At 34.2% G+C, this 22595-nt stretch carries 25 protein-coding genes; 1 reads left to right on the forward strand and 24 read right to left on the reverse strand.

The annotated features are described in order from the left end of the window. Positions 1-51: 51 nt before the first annotated feature. From CLRAG_RS10845 to CLRAG_RS10925, 17 genes are all read right to left on the reverse strand, one after another. On the reverse strand, positions 52-798 hold the full coding sequence (locus CLRAG_RS10845; RefSeq protein ID WP_065078457.1) for a BMC domain-containing protein: 747 nt from the start codon (positions 796-798) through the stop codon (positions 52-54). A 39-nt stretch (positions 799-837) separates the two neighbouring features. Beyond that, the gene (locus CLRAG_RS10850; protein WP_065078458.1) at positions 838-1545 is read right to left on the reverse strand and encodes a cupin domain-containing protein; all 708 of its coding nucleotides are present in this window, start codon (positions 1543-1545) and stop codon (positions 838-840) included. A 37-nt stretch (positions 1546-1582) separates the two neighbouring features. Continuing rightward, positions 1583-2131: a BMC domain-containing protein gene (locus tag CLRAG_RS10855; RefSeq protein WP_065078459.1), complete on the reverse strand. Its 549-nt coding sequence runs from the start codon at positions 2129-2131 to the stop codon at positions 1583-1585. A gap of 1 nt (position 2132) precedes the next feature. Further along, positions 2133-3461 carry a 4Fe-4S dicluster domain-containing protein gene (locus CLRAG_RS10860; RefSeq protein WP_065078460.1) on the reverse strand — a complete coding sequence of 443 codons (1329 nt, stop codon included), beginning with the start codon at positions 3459-3461 and terminating at the stop codon, positions 2133-2135. 17 nt (positions 3462-3478) lie between these two features. Beyond that, a complete protein-coding gene (locus tag CLRAG_RS10865; protein ID WP_065078461.1) occupies positions 3479-3745 on the reverse strand; it encodes a EutN/CcmL family microcompartment protein in 267 nt (88 codons plus the stop codon). Next, positions 3739-4044 (reverse strand): BMC domain-containing protein, encoded by a 306-nt coding sequence (locus CLRAG_RS10870; RefSeq protein WP_063556965.1) that lies wholly within the window; start codon positions 4042-4044, stop codon positions 3739-3741. Before CLRAG_RS10870 ends, CLRAG_RS10865 begins: the two co-directional genes overlap by 7 nt. Before the next feature lie 16 nt (positions 4045-4060). Then, positions 4061-4903, reverse strand: a complete 843-nt coding sequence (eutJ, locus tag CLRAG_RS10875) for an ethanolamine utilization protein EutJ (RefSeq protein ID WP_065078462.1) — start codon at positions 4901-4903, stop codon at positions 4061-4063. Next, entirely contained in the window at positions 4885-5655 is a 771-nt protein-coding gene (locus tag CLRAG_RS10880; protein WP_065078463.1) for a hypothetical protein, read from the reverse strand. Before CLRAG_RS10880 ends, eutJ begins: the two co-directional genes overlap by 19 nt. A gap of 247 nt (positions 5656-5902) precedes the next feature. Then, on the reverse strand, positions 5903-6853 hold the full coding sequence (gene cutD / locus CLRAG_RS10885) for a choline TMA-lyase-activating enzyme (RefSeq protein ID WP_065078464.1): 951 nt from the start codon (positions 6851-6853) through the stop codon (positions 5903-5905). Between the two features lie 133 nt (positions 6854-6986). Then, positions 6987-9536: a choline trimethylamine-lyase gene (gene cutC / locus CLRAG_RS10890; RefSeq protein ID WP_065078465.1), complete on the reverse strand. Its 2550-nt coding sequence runs from the start codon at positions 9534-9536 to the stop codon at positions 6987-6989. A gap of 90 nt (positions 9537-9626) precedes the next feature. Next, positions 9627-11123, reverse strand: coding sequence for an aldehyde dehydrogenase family protein (locus CLRAG_RS10895; protein ID WP_065078466.1), 1497 nt, complete (start codon positions 11121-11123; stop codon positions 9627-9629). 87 nt (positions 11124-11210) lie between these two features. After that, positions 11211-11513 (reverse strand): BMC domain-containing protein, encoded by a 303-nt coding sequence (locus tag CLRAG_RS10900; protein ID WP_065078467.1) that lies wholly within the window; start codon positions 11511-11513, stop codon positions 11211-11213. A 39-nt stretch (positions 11514-11552) separates the two neighbouring features. Beyond that, on the reverse strand, positions 11553-11849 hold the full coding sequence (locus CLRAG_RS10905; protein WP_013240575.1) for a BMC domain-containing protein: 297 nt from the start codon (positions 11847-11849) through the stop codon (positions 11553-11555). Positions 11850-11984: 135 nt separating this feature from the next. Continuing rightward, a complete protein-coding gene (locus tag CLRAG_RS10910) occupies positions 11985-12251 on the reverse strand; it encodes a hypothetical protein (RefSeq protein ID WP_065078468.1) in 267 nt (88 codons plus the stop codon). Position 12252: 1 nt separating this feature from the next. Continuing rightward, complete coding sequence (locus CLRAG_RS10915; RefSeq protein ID WP_065078469.1) at positions 12253-13344, reverse strand: hypothetical protein; 1092 nt, start codon at positions 13342-13344, stop codon at positions 12253-12255. Between the two features lie 182 nt (positions 13345-13526). Beyond that, positions 13527-13790: a hypothetical protein gene (locus tag CLRAG_RS10920; RefSeq protein ID WP_063553798.1), complete on the reverse strand. Its 264-nt coding sequence runs from the start codon at positions 13788-13790 to the stop codon at positions 13527-13529. Between the two features lie 4 nt (positions 13791-13794). Next, positions 13795-14877 carry a hypothetical protein gene (locus CLRAG_RS10925; RefSeq protein WP_065078470.1) on the reverse strand — a complete coding sequence of 361 codons (1083 nt, stop codon included), beginning with the start codon at positions 14875-14877 and terminating at the stop codon, positions 13795-13797. Between the two features lie 300 nt (positions 14878-15177). Between CLRAG_RS10925 and CLRAG_RS20525 the strand changes: the two genes are divergently transcribed. Then, a complete protein-coding gene (locus CLRAG_RS20525) occupies positions 15178-15321 on the forward strand; it encodes a hypothetical protein (RefSeq protein WP_154104978.1) in 144 nt (47 codons plus the stop codon). Between the two features lie 86 nt (positions 15322-15407). Here the strand turns inward: CLRAG_RS20525 and CLRAG_RS10930 are convergent, their stop codons facing one another. The 7 genes from CLRAG_RS10930 to CLRAG_RS10960 form a co-directional block, all read right to left on the reverse strand. Next, positions 15408-16868, reverse strand: coding sequence for an aminotransferase-like domain-containing protein (locus tag CLRAG_RS10930; protein ID WP_065078574.1), 1461 nt, complete (start codon positions 16866-16868; stop codon positions 15408-15410). Positions 16869-16884: 16 nt separating this feature from the next. Continuing rightward, positions 16885-17499, reverse strand: coding sequence for a LysE/ArgO family amino acid transporter (locus CLRAG_RS10935; protein WP_065078471.1), 615 nt, complete (start codon positions 17497-17499; stop codon positions 16885-16887). Between the two features lie 258 nt (positions 17500-17757). Next, positions 17758-18924 (reverse strand): iron-containing alcohol dehydrogenase, encoded by a 1167-nt coding sequence (locus CLRAG_RS10940; protein WP_065078472.1) that lies wholly within the window; start codon positions 18922-18924, stop codon positions 17758-17760. A gap of 426 nt (positions 18925-19350) precedes the next feature. Then, on the reverse strand, positions 19351-19872 hold the full coding sequence (locus tag CLRAG_RS10945; protein WP_065078473.1) for a DedA family protein: 522 nt from the start codon (positions 19870-19872) through the stop codon (positions 19351-19353). 125 nt (positions 19873-19997) lie between these two features. Next, positions 19998-20564, reverse strand: a complete 567-nt coding sequence (locus CLRAG_RS10950; protein WP_065078474.1) for a phosphatase PAP2 family protein — start codon at positions 20562-20564, stop codon at positions 19998-20000. Between the two features lie 315 nt (positions 20565-20879). Further along, positions 20880-21899, reverse strand: a complete 1020-nt coding sequence (locus CLRAG_RS10955) for a sensor histidine kinase (protein ID WP_065078475.1) — start codon at positions 21897-21899, stop codon at positions 20880-20882. Continuing rightward, positions 21896-22567, reverse strand: coding sequence for a response regulator transcription factor (locus CLRAG_RS10960; protein ID WP_065078476.1), 672 nt, complete (start codon positions 22565-22567; stop codon positions 21896-21898). The genes CLRAG_RS10955 and CLRAG_RS10960 overlap by 4 nt, the downstream gene beginning before the upstream one ends. Positions 22568-22595 lie beyond the last annotated feature (28 nt).

The following is a 22595-nucleotide window of genomic DNA, read 5'->3' on the forward strand; positions in this document are numbered from 1 at the left end:
TTGTGTTCCCTCCATTGTTTATTATTTATATATTTTAATTTTTATAGCTGGCTAATTATGCCCATAATATTTTTTGAACTCTATAAGCAGCAACTTCTTGTCTGCTTTAGAAATGGACCTTCCTTTGATACCAAAGTTCTTATATTTACGAGCGAGATTTCGAAGCTCTATTACCTTAAACTTACTTAAAATCTCAATAGCTTTTTCTAAACCATAGTCAAGCACCATCTTATCTACAGCTTTTCTATTTAGTTTAGTCAAATCCATTTTCAAAGGATCAGTTATTTTTTCTGGCAAAAGCTCCTCATTCTCTGAATTTTCTACTGTTGAATTCTCTTCTTTTGAGTCTTCCACTGTTGTATTTTCCACTGTTGAATTCTCTTCTTTTGAGTCTTCTACTATTGAATCTTCTATTTTAACAGGAACCTCTACAGTATCTTCTTCAATTACTTCAACTGTTGTTTCATCTTCTGATTGGTTTTTCGCTGGAGCGACAGTTGGAATATTTCTATCTTTCAATGGTACTGCTGATACAATTATATTATCTAATTCCTCATGTGGACGGGGAATCACATGTTGTGAAACAAGCAATGTGTCATTTATGTTTCTAACTGCCGCTCCACCAGCGTCTACAGCTGCTTTCACCGCAGCCACATCACCAGTTACAGCAATCGAAACAAGTCCTCCTCCTACATATGTCTTTTCTAAGAGATTCACATCTGCCGCCTTGAGCATAGCATCTGCACTCTCAATAGCTGCAATAAGTCCTATTGTTTCGATTAACCCAAGTGCCTGCATTGTTTAACCCTCCTAAACTTTGGTCAAGCATTCTAAATTCTAATATGTAGCATAGAATGCTTTCATCTTGTCAGGTGAACCAAATGCTATCTTAGCTCCCTTAGGGAAGAATACTGAATCACCAGGATGTGCAGTATAAACTTTATCATCCACTGTTACTGTCAATGTACCCTCTATAACATAGTAAAGTTCTTGACATTCTGTTTCCCAATCAAATTTACAATCTTCAATTGTAATAAATCCTGCATTCATTGAGGAACCATCATCTGCATTGATTATTTCCTGATAAAATACTTTATCATCAGGATTTCCTGTATCAAGTGCTTCATACTTTACTGAACTGCCACGAACGATCTTCAAACCGATAGAGTCAGTCTCAGCAAGATAAGGCTTCTTATTAGTAATCAAATCAATCACTCCATTCAAAAGTCCTTTATCCATCATTACCTTGAATACTTTATAAATCATTTCACTATCAATTCCATTTTCAAAAACTTTTTCAAGTTCAGAAGCTTTTGTTTCACAAGAAGGTTTTGTTTCACAAGATCCTTTTGTTTCACAAGGAACTTCTACTTCACAAGATTTCTTTACTTCAGGAACTGGAGTTTCGGTAGAGAATTCTATTCCACTATTTCTAGCCGCATCTTTAGCTGAAGGAGTAACAATTGTATCGCAATTAATATACACTACTTTTTGACCCTGCTTTTCTGCAGTTTCAACATCTTTTACACAAATTAATTTTTTCATTCCTTCACATCCTTTCATTTATAAAAGTTCTTATATATTAGAACAATGATGCCAATAATCTTTCAGACGGTGAAGGTATAACCTCTGCATTTACTAATAACCCTTTTTCTTCTGCAATAGCTTTTCCTGTTTCAACACCAGTTTCAACAGCAGCTACATCTCCGGTAAAAGTAAAGAATGACTTACCTCCCAATCCATTTCCCAAACGAAGTTCAATCGGCTGCAATTCAGCAGATTTCAAAATTGCATCAGCAGCAATGACCATTGTTGACAGGGAGAAAGACTCCATAATTCCTAAAGCCTGAATTTCATCTGGCATCGTTGCACCTGTGATTGCAGGGAATACTGCCGGATTGACATTTGGTATAACAATAGAATCAACTAAAAATTCTTCTGCAAATCTTACACCAACACTCACTGAATCTTCAACTGCTGCAACATCACCTTGAACAATGGCAATATACTTGCCAGGGCAAGAAGAACCTGCTGTGACTATTTCCACTTCAGAAGTCTTTACCATCTGGTCTGCTGCATATATACCACGAGCAATGCTTGTAAACTCAACCATTCCTATTGCTTGTGACATATTATCCCCTCCTTATCACAATAAAATCATTTCCACATTCCACAACTGTTCCCGAAATACTTGCATGAATAGCAGCACTTAAACTACCTTCAGGAATTTTTCCAATTTGTTGTCCAAGTTCTACATGATCACCAACATTAACAATTGGTACTGCAGGTGCTCCTACATGCTGTCTTGTTGCAATATGAACTTCTTCAGGATTTACCTGAACTTCAGTCATAGGAGCTGGCCTGTCAAAGTCATGCAAACCTAATCTAGCAATAAGACGCTTACTTGGAACTAACCTATACTCACGGCTTTTGCGGGTAGTAAATTCCGACTTCATTGGTTTATATTTTATGTTCTGTTCTGCTAATTTTCCTTTAAAATAGAGATTTGCAGATTTCGGATAAAGTCCTGCTGGACATGAGAACAATTCACATAAATTACACTGACAGCAAAGCTGTGCAATCTTCTGCTCTTCAACATTCTTCAATGCATAATTCAAAGCTCTCATCATCTTGTGGGGTTGTGTACTATGTCCAAGAAGATAACGAGGGCACATATCTGTACACATGCGGCACTGCTCACAGGAAGACCTATTTACTCTTTTCGCCTGTTCTATGCTAACAGATTTTTTACGAATCAGAGGATGATCTTTTTTCAAAATTACGAATCCCTTATTTTTCTTCGTAACATATCCATCTACATTACTCTTTACAGGTCCCATCATAGGGCCACCATCAATAACTGTATAATCATCAAAATCTTCTATGCCACTCAGTTTCAGTACATCTATAACAGGTGTACCCACTGGTACCTTTACAGTCAAACGTTTAGGAATATCTCCTGCAACTGTGATATATTTTTCTGTAACTGGTACTCCCATAGAAGCGTGATAAATATTCAATGCTGTTTCTGCATTGACTACTACACAACCAACACTAATTGGAATACCCATTTCGGGAACAACTCTTCCAGTCAATTCATGAACTAGAACTTGTTCATCACCTGCAGGGTAAATATCAGGAATTTCTTTTACTTCGATAAAATCTCCTACTTGAAGTTCTTCAATTCTATTACGAAGTATAGAAATAACTTCCTTATGCTTTCCTTTAATACCTATAAGTGCTTTATTTGCACCTACTAACTTTCCTGCTGATTCAAATCCTTTAATTATCTCATCTGGAAACATCCTCATCAGCTGCTGATCCACACGAAGCAGCGGCTCACATTCAGCTCCATTAAGAAGTATATATTCTGCCTTTGATGCTAGCTTTGCGTGGGTAGGAAATCCTGCCCCACCGGCACCAATAACACCAGCTTCTCGCACCATATCAAGAATACTCATTCTCGTACCTCCTGAGTCTATTCTATATTGCAGTCTTCATCAATAATTCCAACAACAACTGCATCAACCGGGATATCCTCACATTCATCTAACATTTTTCGAGCTGATGATCCCGTTGAAACAAGAACTCTATCTCCAATACCGGCGCTGATTATATCTGCTACAACTAAATGTTGACCAGCACCAGTTCCACCAATTACTTCTGCTAACATAAATTTCAATCCATTAAGTGATTCTGCTTTTCTTGTTGCCCATACATTGTCAATTAATCTTGCTATTAACATATATTTTTCTCCTTTTTAACATTGCGCTTAATCTCCTGAATTGCTGATTCAACAGATGACGTATCGCCAAAAATCGCAATCATTATCATATTCTGTGGACAACTTCCTTTAATATCTTCTACTGTGACACCAACTGCCTTTTCAGCAATATCTGCGGCATAAATCATGTCCAGCATTTTACCTTGCACAAGACCAACCGCATCAACACAAATTGAATCTTTATTAACATTAGCACCCATACGCCTCATAAGCATATCTATAGTACCCTTTGAAGGTGATTTAATAATTCGAAATTCCATATTGAATCATCTCCAACTATATACTTTCCTGCGTACAACTAAGTGCTATACCTAAAGGGGTTACAAACATCGGATTCTTTGGCTTATGAGTAAAAATTCCTGTCTTTTTCTCTATAATTGTCTCAATACCTGTCAGGCAGCAAGTTCCTCCTACCAAAGATATTTCCTGAACATCGTACCCTTTAATATGCTGGTTAATAATAGATGCAATTTTTTCAACTACTGGCTTTAGTACAGGTAAAAGATCCTTATGGTTTTCTGGATTACGTTTATACAATTCTGCTTCTGCAAAAGGCATTTTATATGCACCAGAAACAACTAATGAAAATTGAGTACCTCCTGTTGGTTCATCTGCAATATAAACAACTTTTCCATCTTTTAAAATTGAAATTCCAGTCGTTCCACCACCGATATCTACAACTGCACCATTCTTAATTCTAAGAACTTTATTAGCAGCCGTCGGTTCATCAAGTACACTTGTAAGTTCAAAACCAGCTGCTTGAACTACATTTTTAACTGCTCCTGAGTCCAATTCATCTGTTCCAGGTGGAATAGCTGCAGCTCCATAAATCAACTCTGTACCTAACTTTTCTTCAATCTCATGCTTCATCTCTCTAACAATATTGATTGCACCAATATAATCAACAACCATACCATCTCGAACTACATCTGCATATTTATAAGCACCTGCTACTGGTTTATAGTTTTCATCTACAACTGCTAGGACAACACATGCTGTACCCAGGTCAACTCCTGTATAATAAACAGAAGACTTATCAACAATCGGATGTTTTACTACATGTTCAAAATCTTTCACAAGTTGGTCGCAGAACTTAAAAGTCAAATTTTTCTCTGACATTTTGTACCTCCAAAAATAGAACAAATCATTTGGGACAAAGCATTAATAATCTGATTGATCTTTCCAATAGTATCACTGCACAATGCATCCTCATCTTCACTATCTTCATATGCTTCTAAAATAAATGGTTCGATTTCTCTAAGAGCACAGCGCAGTCTATGCAAAATTATGATATCTCTGCCTTTTTTAAGCTGCATATGAAATTCTGTAATTTCAAAGCAATCATCTAAATCAAGTGAATAATTACTAAAATTTATTGCTGTACATTCCTTAATACAAAGATTTTCAACGGACCCCTTACCCTGAATGGCATTCTTAATTTTAGTAAACTGCTTACCTAAACTAATAACATTCTGTGCCCAAAGGATATCCTTATTCAAAAGTTCTTCTTCCGTAATAAGGAACAATGCTTCCGTTGATTTCATCTTACTGTAAAGTTTTTTCTTCTTCCAATTATTCTTCTTTTTGGGCTGTGCAGGTGTTTGATTTTCCTTTATAGTCTGCACCTTTTCCACAGTTTCCTTTTTCTCTACAGCTTGTTTTTTCTCTACAGTCTGCTTTTTCTCCGCAGTCTGTTTTTTATTTGCAGTATTTCTCTTTGTGTAAGGACCATCGTCAAACATATTTATACCTTTATCTGATAGAAATTGACGTGCTCCAGGCGTAAGTCTTGTTCCCGGTTCTAATTCATAATCTGTAAAAGGTTCTTTTCTATATAAATCCCGCAAATCAATTTCGGTAATAAATTTCATTTTGGCCCCCCTTTACTTTTATTTTAAAAATAAACATTTTTTAGGGCTCCACCGGCTAATCCGCTAGGAACACTAATCTTATAATAAGGCTCTGAAACTTTTATTTGCCTCAACTGTCGGAAACATAAACTCTAATGTTCCACCATCAAATCAATTTTATTTATTACACCAATTACAGGTCATTTAATAAATCTTTATAAAACCAGGGAAATTACACATTAACACATATTGACTAATTAACTGCTTATTAATGCTTAATAACCGCAACTGGGAAATCATATTCTTTAATCCAGCCTTCAATCCTATCCAAATCATCACTACTTAAGCTTGGATCTCCCTCTATTGGGTAATCTATACCCAGCTGTGTATATTTATTTACGCCTAATTTATGATAAGGAAGCAGATCTATACCTTTAAAGTTTTTGTAATCACGGAAAGGCATCAAGAAGTTAATTACACCATCAAACTCTTCTTTGCTATCATTCAAGCCTTTTAACAGGGGCATCCTAATCTTCACGTTATACCTGTGGTTAAGAAGTTCTTTCAAGTTCTTCAAAATTTGCTCATTATGCACTCCTGTCAGTTGATAGTGTCGTTCAGGATCAATATGCTTTATATCAAAAAGGAACAAATCTGTGAACTCAGCAACCTTAAGTATTGCTTCCAATTTTGCATGACCACAAGTTTCAATGGCTGTATTGATTCCTTCCTGCTTACATACCATAAGCAAATTTGCTGCAAATTCCCACTGCATCAATACCTCGCCGCCACCTAGTGTGACACCACCACCTGAAATTTCATAAAACTGCCTGTCCTCTTCTATAACTTCCATAATTTCAGAAACAGTTTTTTCTTGTCCCATAATGGATATTGCAGACTCGGTACAAGCATTCTCACACTTGCGGCAACCTAAACAATCAATACTATGATCTACCTCATGTTCCATTCCTTTTGACATTGTATGTATTCCAACCGGACAAACAGAGACACAAGCACCGCAATTAATGCATGAATTCTTTTTGAACATAACTTCATATTTTCGTAATTGTCCTTCAGGATTGGCACACCACTTGCAACGCAATGGGCATCCTTTAAAGAATACCAGTGTCCTTACTCCCGGTCCATCATACATATTGTATTTTTGCACATTAAAAATGACTGCTTTTCTTTCAATCATTGCTGCCTTCGCATTACTCATACTAACCAATCTCCTGTTTGATTCATTTTGGTGTTCAGATGAATTTTTAACCGAGCCTGTCCTCTTGCATACCTTGCAGTATGCAAGATACAGACATCAGATAAATTAATTTAAAATCAATGGAATACTATGTTTAAAAATGTGTTAACATAGTTCTACTAATAATTTCATCCTGAACATCCTTACACAATTCAACAAAGAATGCACTGTAACCTGCTACACGAACAATAAGATCTCTGTACTGTTCTGGATGCTTCTGTGCTTCAATCAAAGTCTTGTTATCCAAGTAATTGAACTGCATTTGTCCATTACCAAATAAGCAAGCAGTACGTAACAATGTGATAATACCTTCTTCTCCTTCTGGAGTTTCAAGCAATCCTGCCATAAGTTTAAAGTTATGAACCATACCTATGTTCATATTGTCACAAGACATCTTGGAAACAGATTTAATAATAGCAGTAGGTCCTTTAAAATCTGCACCCTGAGTTGGACTGATACCATCAGATAATGGTGTCCATGCTTTACGTCCGTTAGCAGAGGCGCCTGTCAACTGACCAAATGGAGTATTATTTGAGATAGATAAAGTACCATGACTCAAAACAGAGTACAAAGTCTTATATTTACGATGTTCCATCTCTGTAAAGTTGATCAAATCTGCAGCAATTAAATCTGCATAATCATCATCATTACCATACTTAGGAGCTTTTAAGCAATCATTTCTAAGTTCTTCATATCCAACAAAATCAGCTTTCAATGCTTGATTTAATTGCTCTAAAGTACATTTCTTATCATCGAATACTACCTTCTTGATAGCAGCCATGGAATCTGCATATGTAGCCAATCCAGTCCATACAACACCAGGTCCGAAATTGTACATAGCACCACCGGCAGAAACATCTTTACCGTGTTCCATACATCCTTCATACATGATGGACATTAAAGGCTTTGGAGCTAAATCTCTGTGAACACGCTGAGAAATAACTGTAGCAACATCAGTCCATTTTGTAACATACTTAATTTCTTCCTTAACAGCATTATCAAACTCTTCATAAGTCTTAAATCTATTTAAATCTCCCATATCAGGGCAAACTTGCTTTCCATACCATAAAGGAACACCATGGTTTAGAACTAATTCTATACATATAGGCCATTGAGTATAAGCTGTAGAAGTCCATTGATATAAACGTCCAGCTTTCTGAGGTTCAACACAACCCATTATGCAATAATCTCTAGCATCTTCTATGGAAACACCTTTTGCAAGCATCATCTTAATATGCGCATCATCAAAATGGCAAGCTGGGAATCCCATACCAGCACGAACAACATCAACAATCTTCTTCAAGTACTTCTTAGGTGATTTGTTGTGAATACGGCAAGCTAAAGATGGCTGATAAATCTTAACGTGACGAACAGCATCCATCAAAAGATAAGTCAAGTCATTTGTTGCATCAAGACCATCACGAGTAACACCACCAACACACATATTTACGAATGGTTGGTAACCTGCAAAGAACTTAGAAGCACCTTCGCTTGTAACCCACATCATTTCAGACATTTTAATTAGCATACAACCAGATAATTCAAATGCTTCATAATTATTCATACGTCCTGATTCTATATCTGCCTTATAGAACGGATACATATATTGGTCAACACGACCAATGGACATACCAGTTTGATTTTCTTCAACTACAAGTAATGACTCAATAGTCCAAACTGATTGAATTGCTTCCCAGAAATTACTAGGTTTATGTGCAGGAACATGTGCATTAACTTCTGAAATCTTTTGTAATTCTGCTTTACGCTTAGGGTTTGTCTCTTTTGCAGCTAATTCAGCAGCATATTCAGACATACGTTTAGCGTAAATCATAACTCCTTCAGTAGTATCAATAACGGATTTATAGAAATAAATCTTTTCAATATCTTCAGGATTTTCATAATCCAATTTTGCTAAATGATCCTTTGCTTCCTGCTGAATATCTGCCATACCTTTTTTCATTAAGATAACATCATATCCAGGGTTTGAATCACCACCACCATTAGTTGCATGGTAAGAACAATCTGAAACAAATGATTCACCTGAAAGTTCCCAAACACCCGCTTCACGGTATTGGTCTTCACAGTATTCATCAACGGATTTACCTTGCCAGAAAGGGAAAAGTTCATCACGCATAAGCTTTTTATCTTCTTCAGATACATAAAATGGATCTTGAGGACGTGTTCCAATAGTATCTATTTCATCTTGCATCCATCTCCATGCTATATCAGGAGAAAAAGCTCCAGCACGAGGTGCACCACAAGGAGCTCCTACAATTAGCTCATCATCTTGAATTACTAAAGGTGCAGTTTCACAGCAATAACGGAAACATTTAGCACGTAATAAAATCTTAGGCATACCAGGATTTTCTTTAGCAATCTTTGTAATAGCCTTAGCACGATATGTTGTTATTGAAGGCTTTTGCTTTAAATAGTTTTCCTTTATTCTTTTTAAACGTTCTGTCATTCCATTTGGAACTTCTCCATTATTAGTGCAAGGTTCTGCACAAGCTGCAGGTACTCCATTATCTTCTTTTGTAATTTCTTGAGAAACGCCTTGAAATATCTTCATTAAGGCTGCTTGTTCTTCTGCAGACATATTTTTAGTTGCCTCTGCAAACTTATTTGAAAATTCACGAATATCCAAAACACTTACCTCTTTTCTTTCATAATTATTTTAGATTTAACTATTTGAGTTTTAAACTTATTGTTTACCATGTTTCAACACATCTGTACGCTATTTAATTTTTTCCATAGCTTTTTTCAAAATATGCTGCAACATTTGTATATCCTCTGGATTATAGTCTGACTGCTTTGTCATACCACTCAAATCACTTTTTTCTTCTGTAAACAATCCATTAGTATTAATAATCTCTTCTACATTCCGTACGCCATATCCGACTTTACGGACGTAAATAAGATTCATTGGTGAAACATTATCGGAGGTAATACCTTTACCTGCCGATCCACTACCTAAAGTTAAAGCAGGAAATAAATTACTTGTAGCACCCATACTACCAAAGGAAGCAGGCGTATTAACAAGTATCCTGCCTACAGGTTTTTTTAATGCAAACTGGCGAATTACATCTTCGTCTTTTGAATGTATAACAAGAGTGTGACCATGTCTCTCACTTAATAGCAGCTCAATACACTTTTCACATGCATGCATCCAATCATCTTCAATGTAGTAAGCTAGTACCGGACAAAGTTTCTCCTTGGAATAAGGATTATCTTGGGAAACATATTTCTGCTCTGAAATTAGCACTGTGCTACTTTCAGGAATACTGAAACCTGCTTTCTTAGCCAATCTCTGTGCGGATTTGCCAACCATTTCTGAATCCATACTACCATCAGAACGGAAAAAGAGAGAACCCAGTTTTTGTGCTTCCTCCTCTGTCATGAAATATGCACCACTATTTTGCAACTCACGTTTAACATCAGATGCAACACAGCTATCTACAACAATAGATTGTTCAGATGATGGTACTATTCCGTTATCAAAGGTCTTACTAGCAATAATATCTCTTACCGCCTGCTTGATGTCAGCTGTACGTTCAATAAATGCTGGTCCATTACCAGTTCCTCCATAGATCACAGGTTTTCCAGATCTATATGACGCTTTAAGCATCCCGGGAACGCCTGTATTCATAATCAAAGAAGTCGCCTCATGGTTCATCAATTCGATTGTTCCACTAGGCGTCACAGTATGTAAGTATGCAAGAGCTCCTTCTGGCAGCCCATATCCTTCAGCTGCACGAATCATGATGTCAAGCGCCTTACAAATTGTCTCCTTTGCTCTAGGATGTGGAGAAAAGATAATTGCATTACCAGACTTAATTGCAATTAATGCCTTATATATGGTAGTAGAAACCGGACTAGTTGCAGGACATAATGCAATAATTACACCCATAGGTACACCTACATCCATGGTCTTATCCTGACCATTTTCGTTAATAATACCTACACATCGCATTCCTCTAAGCTTAGCTGGCAAATATTCACAGGCAAATCGGTTTTTGATGCATTTATCCTGCCATTTTCCATAACCAGTTTCATCCTGTGACATTACAGCAAGCTCTCGGGTATGTTTTCCGATTTCTTCAGCCATACGTTCAACAATCTCATCTAACTTTTCTTGCGGAAAAGTTGCTAACATTTTTTGTGCTCGTGCAGCATTTTCCACAAGGATTCGGGATTCTTGGATGGAGAGCAAATCATTATCAATAATATTCATTTCTAACTCTCCCTTTCATTTTTACTAACTAAGTACTGTACTTCTGTACTTTTTCATTTTATGTGGTGGTATCATATCATCCACATATTAAGGAAGTAAATTTTCAATTGTATAACGTTTGGTGATTTTCTGAAGATCCGGATGTGGACTTGCAATAACAACTGAACTATAAACTTCAGCGCCCATATCTGTTACAGCTTTTACTCCAGCTTCTACAGCTGCTTTGCAAGCTCCTACATCTCCGGCAACCAATACAGAAATATAACCGGAAGCTACATTTTCGTAGCCAATTAATTCAACATCTGCAGCTTTACACATTGCATCTGCAGCCTCTAAAACAAAAACCAAACCAAATGTTTCTACTAAACCTAAAGCCACATATTTGCTCATCTGTTTTTCCTTTCCTTTACCATATTTTTTACTATATTTTTATGCATCGATGTCATGTACTGAAACAATGTCTCCAACACCTTTAATTGGTCTTGGCATAACATTGTGTGCTGTCAATTTGCCTATTGCTGCAGCAGCAGCAGCTCCTGCTTCCACAGATGCTCTAACGGCAGCAACATCACCCTTTACCATAATTGTAACAAGAGTGGAACCTATATTTTCATATGATATCAGTTCAACATCAGCAGCCTTTAGCATTTTGTCTGCTGCTTCAATTGCAGGAACCATCCCTAATGTTTCAATAAGGCCTAATGCCTCTTCGCCATAATACCTCATTTCATAACCCTCCTCCTCTATACGCAATTACGCAGTATGGATCTTTTTCAAGCAAATGCAATTTTGATTCGATTACCTTTGCTTGAAAATATTTATTATTTGAACTAATAATTTGAACTTATGAAATTCAAGTTATTAGTCTTTGATATATTTATTAATTGTAGCTGCACCTTCTTCATGTGCGTGATAATAAACTCTTAAGTTACCTGATTTATCCATTTCAAATCTTGTTTCTTCAAGAAGTCCATTAGCCTCAGCTGTCATTAAAGCTTCAATTACAGCATCTCTATTAAGTGCCTTAAAATTACCATAGTCATCTTTTAAAGCTTCAATAACCTCTTCTGCACAAGCCTCTTTAACTGTTGTAAAGTGTTTTAAAATAGCATAGTTAAGTGGTTTCATACTATTTATCCTCCTTTTTTCTAAATAAATCCATTGGATTCATAGCAATTACCAAAATACCAAATACCATAAGTACTGCAGCAATCCAACCAATAGCAGGTATTGACCAACCTGATTTGCCAAAGATTACACCAAGTACTATCCAGCAGCAGAATGGTCCCCAGAATGAGTAAGTACCATTACAAGCCATACCAAGAGCTGCACCACACATACTATTACCCTTATACCAACTCATGTATGAAACAAATGCGCAAAGACCACTTATAGCAAACCAAATCATAGCAGATCCACTTGTAAACGCCTGAAATACAAGACCAGTTGAAAGCTTAACACTACCTGCAAGCATACCCATAATAGGTATTAATATAATTAAGTTTGAAATACCTGATGTTGCTTGACGGATAGTAATACCTATTTCAGAATCAATCATAGATGTACCATAACCAGCTACACAACCTTCAAATCCCCATCCAAGGGCTGCTATGAAAGCAATAGCAATACCTAAAAGAGCGCCCTTTGGAGCACTTCCAGTGATGCTTGTACTACCAATCATGAAACTAGCAGTAACACAAATAACTATACCTAACATCATACGTTTGTTTAACTCTTGTTTAAATAAGATTCTACCTAATATAGCACCAATAGCCGGACAAAGAGCTGTAATAGGAATAACTATTGAGCCAGCCATCTGAAGACCGATAACATAAGCTGTACTTGAAATTGGTCCTCCTATAAGAGCTGCCAAAATCATTACACGGCCTGGAGTAGTATTGATGCATCTTAAGAAATCTCCAAACTTACCCTTAATACCTGCATAAAGCATTGCCCAGATAGCACTGCAAGAATCATTTACTGCACTACCAAGGGCACCCAATACATAGGTAATAACAAAAGCGGATAACCCTGCTGTATTAGTACCATACCAGTCACTCCAAACTCCTTTAGTCATACCTAATGATAAGAATGCAGAATAGAATCCATACATAATACCTGAAAATATAGCAATTGATATACCTTTTTTGAAAAATTGTGATGATAATTTCTTTTTAGCGGCAATTGCTGCCGCACTAGGTTTTCCTGTCATTTCACACATAACTTAAAACTCCCCTCTTTCATAACTAGACTTTAGTGAAAACGTTTTTGTTTTCTAATGATATATTAACTTAATAACACATTTTTTCATGGTATAAAGTTCAATATTTTACTGCATAATATCTGCTAGTTTTTTGGAGTTCTTGTACTATAGCTATTTTCTTGTACTAATAGCATTTAATTTTAATCAATGTATTTATTAATTGTAGCTGCTCCTTCTTCATTTGCATGATAGTAAACAACTAAATCACCTGACTTATCCAATATAGATCTTGTTTCTTCAAGAAGTCCATTAGCTTCAGCTGTCATTAAAGCTTCAATTACAGCACCTTTTTTAAGTCCCTTAAAATCGCCATAGTCACCTTTTAAAGCTTCAATAACGTCATCTGCACAAGCTTCTTTAGCTTTTGTAAAATGTTTTAAAATAGCATAATTAAGTGGTTTCATACAATTAATCCTCCTGTTTTCTAAACAAATCTATTGGGTTTACAGCAATTACTAAAATACCAACTGCCATTAATATAGCGGAAAACCATACTATAGGAGCCATTGCCCAACCTTGTATACCGAAAATTACACCAAGTATAATCCAGCAGAAGAATGGTCCGAAAAATGAGTATGTTCCATTAGTTGCCATACCAAGAGCTGTACCAGTCATACTATTACCTTTATACCAAGTCATAAATGAAAGATAAGCACAAAGACCACTTATAGCAAGCCAAATCATAGCAGGACCACTTGTAAATGCTTTAGCAGTAAGCTGAAATGCTAGACCTGCATTATTACCTACAATTATAGATATAATAGGAATAAATATAATTAAATTTGAAAGACCTGATGTTGTCTGACGAATAGCAATACCAATCTCTGAATCTACCATACATGAACCATAACCAGCTATACAACCTTCTAATCCCCATCCAAGTGCAGCGATAAGAGCGATAACCATACCTAATCCTGCTCCTGCAGGTGCATTTCCAGTAACACTTTGGAGACCAATCAAACCACTTGCACAAACACAGATAAGAATACCTACAATCATATGCTTGTTTAATTCTTGTTTGTATAAAATTCTACCTAATATAGCACCAATAGCTGGGCAAAGGGCAGAAATCGGAACAGCAAGTGAACCTGCCATCTTTAGAGCTACAACATAAGCTGTAGTAGCAACTGGGCCTCCCATAAGAGCAGCTACCATAATCAATCTACCTGGTTTAGTATTAAGACATCTAAAGAAATCACCCAGTTTGCCTCTAGCAGCTGCAGCAATTAATGCCCAAGCTGCACTGGCAGTATCATTTATTCCACTACTAAGTGCACCAAGTACATATGCAATAGTAAGCGCTGTTAAACCTGCTGTATTTGCACCATACCAGTCACCCCAAATTCCTTTTGTTGTACCTAATGTCAAAAATGCTGAATATAGTCCATATGAAATTCCTGAAAATAAACCAATTGCAATACCTTTTTTAAAAAAACTTGATTTTACCTTTTTTTTAGCAGCAGCTAAAGCCGCATCCATTGACAATTCCATAAACAAACCTCCAATTATTTTATTATATTGTTATTTGATGAGAAGCCTCATCTTAATGCGAATTTCAGATTTAAGACGCTTTTGTAATATTAATATATTAATACATTAATCATTGTAAACGAATAGAGAATCTTTTCATGGCATAAAGTGACATATGTTATTTGGACAATATCCGTTTATTTTTTTATATTTTTGTACTATTGTTACCTTATTGTATTAATAGTATTAATTTTTTCGGTAAAATATTAAAAAAGGTGACTTACTTTGTAAATAATTTAGAATAAATGGGTGTATTTTAGGATGAGACAGAAGATTATACCTAGTACTTTTAGAATTGTTAAAAATTATACAAAATGTTATGTAACCTACTCACAGTACATATCCAGGCGCGCAGCAGTGCTTATACCACATTTTGATAGAAAAGCAGATATTCCAAATCTCTGATTTGGTATAGTCGCTTTCGCTGTGTGCAAGCAGATATTCCAAATCTTTGATTTGGTATAGTCGCTTTCGCTGTGTACTATGGGGTGTTAGCAATGGCAGCGATCGGATAAACTTCTAATTATTTGTGAAAGCTTTTTAAGTCCTAGTTCCAAGTCATAAAGAGAAGCATAGGAATAGGATATCCTTATATTATAATTTTTAGTAAAATCGTATATATATCCTGGATTTATTAATATTCCATTTTTGCAACATTTATAAAAAAGTTTTTTCATGTCTATTTTATTTTTAAGCTTTAACCATATATAAAACCCTCCTTTTGGCACATTCCAACTAGCTATGTTAAAAAAATATTTTTCAAGAGCATTTAGTGCAATTTCTCTCCTTATTTTAAGTTTTTCTCTCAGTTCTTTTAAATATATTTCATAAAATCCACTTTCTATCCATTCAGCAGTTACATACTGTGAAATGGAACTTGCACCATAATCCGTTTGCATTTTAACATCTCCAAGTCGCTCAACAACAGTTTCGGGAGCAACAACCCACCCTATTCTCATTCCTGCTGCCATTGACTTCGATGTAGTACCCATATAAAGTACTATTCCATTTTCATCTTTTGCTTTTATTGGATAAGGTGGCACTTCATCCAACCATAATTCCCTATAGGCATCATCTTCGATAATTGGAATTCTCTCTTTATTACATAAATCCAGTAGCTTATTTCTCCTATGCTGCGGCATTAATATACCCGTAGGATTATGGAATGTTGGAATAGTATATAGAAGAGATGTATTTCTATCTATATTTTTTAAAATTTCATTTAACTTAATTCCATCTGAATCCATAGATATTCCACTGAAACTAACTCCAGAAAAGTCAAATACATGAAGTGATTTTATATATGATGGTTTTTCCACAAGTATCCTAGATCCAGGCTTTAGTATGCTCATTGAAATCAACTGAAGAGCCTGAAGTGAACCTGAAACAATTAGTATTGAGTCTGATGACACATTTATATGGAATTTTTTTAAATACTCACTTATAACCTTTCTCAATTTAGGTGAACCCTTAGCCATTTCATAACTTAAAGAAGTTATGTTATTGGACACAGTTTTAAATACCTTCTTCATCATATCTTTTGGAAATAATTCAGGAGAAAGTTCACCCGTGCCAAGCCTTATTATATTATCCTTATATTCCAACTTATTTATAATTTGGATTGTATGAAGGTTAGGTTTGTGTATTCCACTTTTTATATAGGGTTCCCAACTACCTGGCAGCATAGACGCCATCAAAGACCAAGTATTATTTATAATTCTGGTACCTTTTTTACTTTTTCCCTCAATTAGGCCATCTGCTTTTAACTCATCTAAAGCTTCTACAACAGTGCTTCTATTTACTTCAAATTTTTCTGCCAGCTCTCTCTGTGATGGTAGCTTTTCTCCTATAGTCCACTCTCCATTTCCTATTTTCTCCTTTACATAATTTACAATCTGCCTGTACATAGAAATACAAGATTTTTTATCCGGTTTCCAATCAATACTTAACATACACATTCAAATCCTTTTACTTTGATAATATGAAATTCAAGCCAAGTCTTACTCCGTAATAAATTATTATTATACCACATATCCTATTGATTACCTTAATTGATTTTTCATTAAAACTGTGCTTAAAAATCGACATAATAGCTGCAAGAGAAGTAAACCAAAAAATTGATGCCATGCAAGATCCAAGTATAAAGTACCAAGAGGTTTGATAAGAAAGAGATGCCCTAAACCCTCCAAGGAGAAGTGAGCCATCAATAATAGCCTGCGGATTCATCCAAGTCACAACAAAACAAGATATAATTACTTTAACTAAGCCTTTTTCTACATTAGTTTTTTTATCAATATCCGACTTACTTCTTATAAGGCTTACTCCAATGTATATAACAACTATACATCCAACCAATAACACAACTGATCTCAAAACTTTTGATTTTTGAATTATGGTTCCTATACCCCAAAAACAGGTTAGTGCAAGGGAAATATCAAAAAATATAGTTATAAAAGCTGTCCTAAATGCCTCTGCTCTTTTACTAGCAGTTATAGCTGAATTAATTACATATAAGTTCTGCATACCAATTGGAGCCACATAAGAAATTCCAAGTAAAAATCCTTGTAAAAAATATCTAATCATTTTTCCACCTCTAAAAATTCATATTATAGAATTTCCAAGTAAAAAATAAAAACTCTATAAAATTAATTATATTTATTAAAGTGCCAATGTCTTCAACCAAAATCTAAAATTTATACCAACCAAAAGATTTCATTATATTTATTAGACTAGGTGGAATTTTTACAATAATATTTATTAAAGCACCAGTTATCAATTGGATTAATAACTGGTGCTTCATCAAATTATATTAAGTTTATATTAGGTTCATATTGAGTTATACTAAAAAGTTACCTTTTTCCCATCATATATACATTGAAGTATCTTTTTCATCTGATCAAAATCTATAGGCCTTGGATTAGCTCCTGTACATGCATCTAAGAGAGCATTCTTTGCTATAAAATCAACATTTGAATTGAAATCATCTTTACTTATACCATAATCTTTTAAAGTCAAAGGTATGTTCATTTCCTTATCCATATCTTGTACCATTTTAACTAGAGAATCTACCAATTCATCTTCAGTAGTTCCTTTAAGTCCTAATATTTTAGCTATATTAGCATATCTATCTCCACAAGCTTTTTTATTAAAATCTAAAACATATGGAAGATATATTGCATTAGCGCATCCATGTGGTATGTGCCATACAGCTCCTGTTTTATGTGCTAAACTATGGGTTATACCAAGAAGTGCATTAGAAAATGCCATACCTGCTAAACATTGTGATATATGCATTTTATTTCTAGCATCTTTATCACCCTTATAGGATTTAAATAAGTTATCCCTTGTCATAATTATAGAATGTATTGCAAGTGGATCTGAAATATCTGACCTAGCTGATGCTACATAAGCCTCTAGTGCATGAGTTAATGCATCCATACCAGTATGTGCAGTTAATTTAGGTGGCATTGTCTGGGCTAATGCTGGATCAACTATAGCTATATCTGGTGTCAAATTGAAGTCAGCTAAAGGATACTTTATTTTAGCTTTGTAATCAGTTATTACTGAAAATGAAGTAACTTCAGTAGCTGTTCCACTAGTAGAAGCTATAGCTACAAATTTAGCTTTTTGTCTTAATTCTGGTAATCCAAATGGAACAATTGCTTGTTTGAAAGTAAAATCTGGATATTCATAAAATAACCACATAGCCTTTGCAGCATCTATTGGTGAACCTCCTCCAATAGCAACTATCCAATCTGGTCCAAATTCTGTCATTATTTTAGCGCCTTTCATAACAGTTTCCACAGATGGATCTGGTTCAACACCTTCTATTAGTTTAACTTCTATGTTTGCTTCTTTTAAGTATTCTTCTACCTTGTCAAGGAAACCAAATCTCTTCATGGATCCTCCTCCAACAACTACTACAGCTTTCTTACCCTTTAACGTTTTCAAAGCACCCAAAGCGTCTTCTCCAAAGTAAATGTCTCTTGGCAACGTAAATCTCTCCATTATTATTCCCCCTAATTTTATTTCCATATATTTTTATTCCCATATATTTCATTAGCAAAATTCGTACCAATCAACTTACTTACTTTTGAAATTTTCTATATCATTAGATATTATACCCAAAGCCATACCAGTTAAGGTTTCGAGGTACTTTTATAGCTTTTCCAACTTTAGGTTTATCTTTAATAATACTAGTACCACTGTTCAAAAAAAAAGCAGGATTTTGATCAAATAAAGAACACAATCTTCAGACAATTCTGTAATGTTATTATTTGGATGATAGCCGTATATTCCTTTGTATTACATTAAAATTTTCATAATACTATATTTTATTTCATCTATTAAGTGTACTCTTTTTGTACACTATTAATAGACAACTGATAGTTGAATTTTTTCTTGTTTTATTTTAGGCACTGTTCTGTAAATTTTCTATAAATAAATACCTTCTAACAGGTGATGATACTTTACCCAGTTAACTCCAAGGACACTTCCCAATGAAATAAAAGTGGTCGTCCATATAAGAGCTCCTATATATGCGTTAACTGAAAATTTTTTATATGATATATGTGCAATGCCTGAAACATACCCCGTAACATGCCTTACACCTGGAATAAAGTATGCTATAATTAACAGTTTATTACCATACTTTTGAAGCCATAGAAATACCTTATCAAATTTATTTTTATTCATATGAATATAATGTCCATGCTTTTCGAAAAAAGCTGATCCTAATATTCTTCCAATAAAATAAGATAGAGTTATACCTATACTTACTCCAAGCGAAGCAATTAATATACTTATAATCAAACTCATTTTTCCCTTATAAATAACATATCCACAATAAGTCATAAGCGCTTCTCCAGGTAATGGAAATGCTATAAGTTCCAGCATTAACGCTATTAATAATACAATATATCCATAATGATTAAATAATCCTATTACAAACTGCAAAATTTTCACCTCACATATACAAGTATAACCCTTAATTTTTATTAGTAACTATAGAGTTCTCAACAAAAATCAATTTATCCGATTGCTGCCATTGCTAACACCTGTATCTGAACTTAAGAATCACTTTATACTGCAAAATGTGCTATGAATTTGTTTTCTATTACTTCATATAAACTTTGAATTTTTCTTCTTAATATTAAATTGTATATGTAGTTTGTTATCCATACAATTACATATGCTGCAATAACATCCATAGGATAATGGTTACCTACATATACTCTTGAAAATCCTACAATCAACGATAAAAAGGTTAATATTAGACTAAGTGACTTATTATAATTTTTAAAGCCTAATGCTATACTCATTGTCCCTGCTGCATGGTCACTTGGAAATGATGCATTACTTGTATGAGGTAATAATAAATTTACTTTATTATGAACAAAAGGTCTGTCTACATAATAAATGCCCCCGATAATGCAGTTTAAAATTAAGTTTAATGAAGTAATAAATAAGGCATTAACAGCACCTTTCCTATATTTAGAATTCCTTTTTACAATTCCTAAAATAAATACCGCACTAAGAACTGCCACAAATATGAAAGGCGAATATTTAGAAAAGAAAATCATTATCTTGTCCAAAATTAAATTTTTATTTGCTAAGTTGTTTATTAATCTAAAAAGTTCCATGTTCATTCTTAACTGTCACCCCTACAAAGCAGTAATTAATTTTATCCGATCGCTACCATTGCTAACACCCCCATCGCACACAGCAAAAGCGACTATACCAAATCAAAGATTTGGTATATCTGCTTTTCTATCAAAGTGGGGAATAAGCACTGCTACGCGCCTGGATAAGTTCTTCTAAGGTTCAGCTGGAGAAAGTCATCCTTATAAGCAAACTCCATCTGAACCTAAGAATCACTTGATTACATCATATATTATATCATTTAAAATTAAAACTGCATTAAGGGATTCCTTAATTTTCCCACACATATTTTAGATCAAATTTCAAGTGTTGCATATATTAATCATATCTGACAAAGGAAATATTAATGTAACTTTAGTTCCCTTATTTATATCAGAGTTAATACTAATTTTCAGCCCTAATTTTGAACAAAGCTTTTCACATAAATATAGTCCCATTCCTGTACTTTTGCTAAACTTTCTTCCGTTCTCACCAGTAAACCCATTTTCAAAAACTCTATTTATATCTCTATCTACTATACCTACTCCATTATCCTCTATAGTTAACATTACTACATTAGCTTTCTTCGCTGAATATATAATTATCATTGGGTCCTTAGTACTTGAGTACTTTATAGAATTTCCTATTATCTGATTTATAATAAATTCAACCCATTTTCCATCAGTATATACAATTTCATCAATATCTTTTATATCTAATTTTATTTTCTTATGAATAAAATCTCTATAATTTCTTTTGGCTACATTTCTTACTGCATTATCAAGGCTAATTTGCTTTATAATATAGTCTTTACTCACATTGTTACTTCGTGAATAATAAAGTACCTGTTCTACAAATCCCTCAATTCTATCCAGTTGGGAGTCTATTTTATTAGTTACTTCATTTTGATTATTTTCAAGTATCAGCTTTGTAGAAGCTATTGGTGTCTTAATTTCATGTACCCAGGTCTCTATGTATTCTCTATAATCTGCTTGACTATCCTTATAATATTTCACATTCTCATGCATATTTCTGCTTACCACTTTAAGTATAGAATTAAGTTTTTCTCCTTCTATAAAGCTTGCTTCCTTTATTACCTCTGGGAGCAGATATTTCTTGTCCAATTTTTCTAATATGCTATCAATTTCATCATAATAATTTTTATATTTTATAAATTGTAAGGCCATATATGAAACTAATGGTAAAAACCAGACGCAAAAAAGCAATACAATTATACTGAAGCTAACATTAATAGCAAGCATTATAATTGATAACACAATAAATATCAGCATATTACATGATATTATTACCATTTTATCTTTAATAAATTCACCTATACTCATGGCATTATATACCCTAACCCTCTTCTTGTCTCTATTGGATTTTCTATACCTATCTCTTCAAGCTTCTTTCTTAATCTGTTAATATTAACAGTTAAAGCACTGTCATCTACAAAATAGTCTACTTTCCACAAGTATTCCATAAGTAAATCTCTTTTTACTATACTTCCCCTATTATTTATTAAATAAGAAAGTATCTTAACCTCATTTTTAGTTAGCTCTAAGGATTTGTCTTTATAAATAACCGTTGCATTTGAAAGATTTAAATTAAAATCTTTGTAATTTAATATATTATTAGTTTTTAAGTTTCCATATGTTCTTTTTAATATATTTGTCATCCTTGCAAGTAGTATTTCTGTATTATAAGGTTTTGTTATAAAATCGTCTGCCCCCAAATTCATACTAATTAATTCATCTGCGTCACTATCTCTGCTAGTAACTATTATAATAGGAACATCTGAGGTTTTACGTATTTCTCTACATATATAATAGCCATCAAACTGTGGGAGATTTATGTCTAGCAATATAAGGTTTGCATTCTCATTTTCAACATATTGTATTATATTATTAAACTCTACAGGAGCTTTCACTTCGTATCCATATTTCATTAAAAAGCTTTGTAATTCTTCTCTTATAACTTCATCATCTTCAATAATAATAATTTTTCTCATTATTTTCTTTACCTTTCTATATAGAAGA

The sequence above is a fragment of the Clostridium ragsdalei P11 genome, from assembly GCF_001675165.1.
GTDB classification, from domain to species: domain Bacteria; phylum Bacillota; class Clostridia; order Clostridiales; family Clostridiaceae; genus Clostridium_B; species Clostridium_B ragsdalei.

Bases quoted from the DNA above. Each gene is read 5' to 3' on its own strand.
- CLRAG_RS20525 (WP_154104978.1), top strand. From the start codon at position 15,178: ATGAGACAGAAGATTATACCTAGTACTTTTAGAATTGTTAAAAATTAT.
- CLRAG_RS10900 (WP_065078467.1), bottom strand. From the start codon at position 11,513: ATGAGCAAATATGTGGCTTTAGGTTTAGTAGAAACATTTGGTTTGGTT.
- CLRAG_RS10950 (WP_065078474.1), bottom strand. From the start codon at position 20,564: ATGAACATGGAACTTTTTAGATTAATAAACAACTTAGCAAATAAAAAT.
- CLRAG_RS10960 (WP_065078476.1), bottom strand. From the start codon at position 22,567: ATGAGAAAAATTATTATTATTGAAGATGATGAAGTTATAAGAGAAGAA.
- CLRAG_RS10865 (WP_065078461.1), bottom strand. From the start codon at position 3,745: ATGTTAATAGCAAGATTAATTGACAATGTATGGGCAACAAGAAAAGCA.
- CLRAG_RS10930 (WP_065078574.1), bottom strand. From the start codon at position 16,868: ATGTTAAGTATTGATTGGAAACCGGATAAAAAATCTTGTATTTCTATG.
- eutJ (WP_065078462.1), bottom strand. From the start codon at position 4,903: ATGTCAGAGAAAAATTTGACTTTTAAGTTCTGCGACCAACTTGTGAAA.
- CLRAG_RS10895 (WP_065078466.1), bottom strand. From the start codon at position 11,123: ATGAATATTATTGATAATGATTTGCTCTCCATCCAAGAATCCCGAATC.
- CLRAG_RS10910 (WP_065078468.1), bottom strand. From the start codon at position 12,251: ATGAAACCACTTAACTATGCTATTTTAAAACACTTTACAACAGTTAAA.
- cutD (WP_065078464.1), bottom strand. From the start codon at position 6,853: ATGAGTAATGCGAAGGCAGCAATGATTGAAAGAAAAGCAGTCATTTTT.
- CLRAG_RS10905 (WP_013240575.1), bottom strand. From the start codon at position 11,849: ATGAGGTATTATGGCGAAGAGGCATTAGGCCTTATTGAAACATTAGGG.
- CLRAG_RS10845 (WP_065078457.1), bottom strand. From the start codon at position 798: ATGCAGGCACTTGGGTTAATCGAAACAATAGGACTTATTGCAGCTATT.
- CLRAG_RS10940 (WP_065078472.1), bottom strand. From the start codon at position 18,924: ATGGAGAGATTTACGTTGCCAAGAGACATTTACTTTGGAGAAGACGCT.
- CLRAG_RS10920 (WP_063553798.1), bottom strand. From the start codon at position 13,790: ATGAAACCACTTAATTATGCTATTTTAAAACATTTTACAAAAGCTAAA.
- CLRAG_RS10850 (WP_065078458.1), bottom strand. From the start codon at position 1,545: ATGAAAAAATTAATTTGTGTAAAAGATGTTGAAACTGCAGAAAAGCAG.
- CLRAG_RS10935 (WP_065078471.1), bottom strand. From the start codon at position 17,499: ATGATTAGATATTTTTTACAAGGATTTTTACTTGGAATTTCTTATGTG.
- CLRAG_RS10925 (WP_065078470.1), bottom strand. From the start codon at position 14,877: ATGGAATTGTCAATGGATGCGGCTTTAGCTGCTGCTAAAAAAAAGGTA.
- CLRAG_RS10955 (WP_065078475.1), bottom strand. From the start codon at position 21,899: ATGAGTATAGGTGAATTTATTAAAGATAAAATGGTAATAATATCATGT.
- CLRAG_RS10880 (WP_065078463.1), bottom strand. From the start codon at position 5,655: ATGAAATTTATTACCGAAATTGATTTGCGGGATTTATATAGAAAAGAA.
- CLRAG_RS10870 (WP_063556965.1), bottom strand. From the start codon at position 4,044: ATGGAATTTCGAATTATTAAATCACCTTCAAAGGGTACTATAGATATG.
- CLRAG_RS10860 (WP_065078460.1), bottom strand. From the start codon at position 3,461: ATGAGTATTCTTGATATGGTGCGAGAAGCTGGTGTTATTGGTGCCGGT.
- CLRAG_RS10855 (WP_065078459.1), bottom strand. From the start codon at position 2,131: ATGTCACAAGCAATAGGAATGGTTGAGTTTACAAGCATTGCTCGTGGT.
- CLRAG_RS10915 (WP_065078469.1), bottom strand. From the start codon at position 13,344: ATGTGTGAAATGACAGGAAAACCTAGTGCGGCAGCAATTGCCGCTAAA.